The organism is Oceanobacillus luteolus, assembly GCF_023715655.1.
In the GTDB taxonomy this organism is placed as follows: Bacteria; Bacillota; Bacilli; order Bacillales; family Amphibacillaceae; genus Oceanobacillus; species Oceanobacillus luteolus.
This window is the reverse complement of the sequence record NZ_JAMBON010000093.1, coordinates 1-2,522: the sequence shown is the minus strand read 5'-3', so window position 1 is coordinate 2,522 and position 2,522 is coordinate 1. Positions and strand designations below refer to the sequence as shown.

The window sequence follows — 2,522 nt, the reverse complement described above, 5'->3', positions numbered from 1 at the left end:
ACCGCCCATTTAACTTCACTAGAATAAACGTTTTTGCCCACGCAAAAACACCTCCGAATTAGTATTGGTTTGATTATACCATTTCGAAGGTGTTTTTTATTGTCTCATTTTATTGTGTTAGTCTATAATTATGATTAATTACAGTGGCTCTTTATTAAAGTTTACATATTGCTTTTTAAACGTTTTAAAATACGATAGTAATCATCCAAATCAATCCCTGGAGCGAATTGCTCTGGAAGTTCTGGAAAATCGGGTACAGGCGCACCTTCAGGCATTCCGTCAATTACATGCAGCCTTTCACCTGTTTCTGGGTTTGCACCTTTCCATATTTGGTTGATATCACGATAATCCGCTTCTCCCCATGTATACAACACATTGTACAATCCTTGATCCATAAACTTTTTGGCATAATCAAACTTATTATTATCCAAACTTGGAACTGGAAGCATTTTACCCACATCCACACCTGTAGCTACTTCTAGTGCTTTTGCATAGGCAATAATATGAGTCCCACCTCTGACAAGCAAGTATCCGGTCATCTCTAAGGCAGTCGGGTGGGTCGTCATTTCATACACACGCATTTTGTGGTTTCTAGCACCGATTTCCAATAAATAATTGGCGAGTAGATCTTCAACGAGCGTTCCACTGTTATTTACATACGACCCATTCCACGGTCTTCCCATCCCGTCACCTGGAAAAGCTGTTTGAGCAGTGGTTGTAAAATGTGTAGAATAACGGGCATCCTTTCCATTTTGCAGTGGGGCGGTATCAGGATTGCCAGGAATGGTATTGCCAATCGAAAGCAGATTAATTGCATTCGCTACTAATTCAACATGGCCAAATTCCTCCGCTGTAATACTTGCAATTAAATCATAAAAGGGCTTTAGCTTTTTTTTACCGCGGAAATTAAAGGATTGAAACATGTAATTGTTTAAGGTGGACATCTCACCGAATTTTCCACCCATTAATTCTTGTACAGCTGCAGCAGCATTCATATCGCCATGTTCTGGATATGGTAACTCAATGGCAATTTTATTCACGCGTTTCATCATAAGCTTTACACCTCCATCCGTAAACAATAATCATTTTCATCATATGTTGGATGGAGCTTGGCTTATTCTCACATCGTCGAATGAAACCAAATTATTTGTGCTGCACGTACATAGAATGGTGTCCCGCCCATCATGATGACGATATGATCAGGCATGACCTCTCGTAATACACCTCGTACAGAGCCGTGGGTCGTTTGAACAGCAAGGGATTGATTGTGAAGTCCCATTAAAGCTTGATAAACATACGGATCACTAAGTTTCCATTTTTCACTCATTTTCAACACACTCCTTTTCATGAAGTCCATAGCAGTATATGCAAGGAAGTAAAAATGTGCATTTGTCCAATTGGAATGTTGGTTTTCGGATTTATTCAGACATCCATTCTTTCATTAGAAAAATAAACCCAGATTCTGAATCCAAAATAAAAACACCTATGAAATAGTGTCAGGGCGTTTCAATCTTAATAATCACCAATTACTGTGTGGCTGGGGCTATAAACTTCCTGATTTGATACTCAATATCCTTCTTAAACTAACGGTGGCACCCGTTACTTTAAGTGAAAAAAATCACAGTTTATCTTGTACTACATTTTTAATGATTTCAGTAAAAGCATCATTATATCCTAAGCAGTTTATATAATTTATAAATTTATTATTTGATTCAGATACAGAAAAATTAAAAGTGTGAGAAAAGCTCTTATCGAAGTCTTCATCTACAGAGGCATAAAATTCTTTAAACTTTTCTATGCCGAAGTTTGTAGTAAGGTATTCCACAAATGCACCCGCAATCGGATAAGTCACTAAATCACTATAGTTATAAAATTTATCATTTATCACTAAGTCTTCTACTTTTACATACAAACCATTATCAATAAAATACTTAACCCACATATACTGAGGTATTCCCAAAGAAACTTTATCAAAAAACATTGCAAGTCCTTCTCTTAAAAAGGTTTGGGGCGGTACTGATAAATTATATGAAATCAAATGAGCATCTTCGTGGAATCCTATACATTTTACCTCCGTATTGTAAACGGCAAATACTTCGTTTGGTTCTTTCGCACAACCATTGCAAGGTTCGTTATCACCAAATAATTCACCCACTTCTATAGATGTCTCACACAGGAAGTAATTTATTTTTTGTTCCATTTCAACATTTAAACAATTAGAAATAAAATCATAGCAGTTTTCTTGTAGCTTTATTATCTTCTCTATATCCTTTTCTGCAAGTGACCCAACATGATAATTAAATATATAATTTTTACTTTCTCTCTTCGCCCATTCCATAATTATCCCTTCATTCACTTTAGATTTTTTGTTTTAATTCTTAAACTAACCTGCCCATTCGTATTATAAGGTTAACCAGAATTTACTGGTTGACCTTATTTCTTATGGTCTTATTATTACATTGTAGCCGGGGTAGAACGACCCTGCCCGTGGGAGATAGATCCCGTCAACTAAACTGTTCGCC

Annotated in this window: 3 protein-coding genes; all 3 read right to left on the bottom strand. The window is 36.4% G+C overall.

Going from position 1 to position 2,522, the window contains the following annotated elements; genetic code table 11:
• Positions 1-161: 161 nt before the first annotated feature.
• Entirely contained in the window at positions 162-1,052 is an 891-nt protein-coding gene (locus tag M3210_RS19715; protein ID WP_041054396.1) for a manganese catalase family protein, read from the bottom strand.
• Positions 1,053-1,120: 68 nt separating this feature from the next.
• The gene (locus M3210_RS19710) at positions 1,121-1,327 is read right to left on the bottom strand and encodes a YuzF family protein (RefSeq protein WP_251517970.1); all 207 of its coding nucleotides are present in this window, start codon (positions 1,325-1,327) and stop codon (positions 1,121-1,123) included.
• 291 nt (positions 1,328-1,618) lie between these two features.
• The gene (locus M3210_RS19705; RefSeq protein WP_251517968.1) at positions 1,619-2,338 is read right to left on the bottom strand and encodes a hypothetical protein; all 720 of its coding nucleotides are present in this window, start codon (positions 2,336-2,338) and stop codon (positions 1,619-1,621) included.
• Between the last annotated feature and the right edge of the window lie 184 nt (positions 2,339-2,522).